Annotated in this window: 1 rRNA gene; it reads left to right on the forward strand. The window is 54.6% G+C overall.

Annotated features, from left to right (window positions below):
• Positions 1–699, forward strand: a 23S ribosomal RNA gene (locus WDC87_RS21870); the annotation flags it as partial.
• Positions 700–729: the final 30 nt, after the last annotated feature.

Raw genomic sequence — 729 nt, forward strand, 5'->3', positions numbered from 1 at the left:
GGCCCATTATCTGGGTCGGGGACCGTGTATGGTGGGTAGTTTGACTGGGGCGGTCTCCTCCTAAAGAGTAACGGAGGAGCTCGAAGGTACGCTCAGCGCGGTCGGACATCGCGCACTGTGTGCAAAGGCATAAGCGTGCTTGACTGCAAGATCGACGGATCAAGCAGGTAGGAAACTAGGACTTAGTGATCCGGTGGTTCTGTATGGAAGGGCCATCGCTCAACGGATAAAAGGTACTCCGGGGATAACAGGCTGATACCGCCCAAGAGTTCATATCGACGGCGGTGTTTGGCACCTCGATGTCGGCTCATCACATCCTGGGGCTGTAGTCGGTCCCAAGGGTATGGCTGTTCGCCATTTAAAGTGGTACGCGAGCTGGGTTCAGAACGTCGTGAGACAGTTCGGTCCCTATCTGCCATGGGCGTTGGAGATTTGAGAGGGGCTGCTCCTAGTACGAGAGGACCGGAGTGGACGAACCTCTGGTGTTCCGGTTGTCACGCCAGTGGCATTGCCGGGTAGCTATGTTCGGAAGCGATAACCGCTGAAAGCATCTAAGCGGGAAGCGCGCCTCAAGATGAGATCTCCCGGGGCACAAGCCCCCTGAAGGAACCATGTAGACTACGTGGTTGATAGGTCAGGTGTGTAAGTACAGCAATGTATTGAGCTAACTGATACTAATGATCCGTGCGGCTTGACCATATAACCTCAAGTTGCCTTGGCTTTACGACA

This window comes from Stenotrophomonas maltophilia group sp. Smal12 (assembly GCF_037079935.1).
GTDB classification, from domain to species: Bacteria; Pseudomonadota; Gammaproteobacteria; order Xanthomonadales; family Xanthomonadaceae; genus Stenotrophomonas; species Stenotrophomonas sepilia.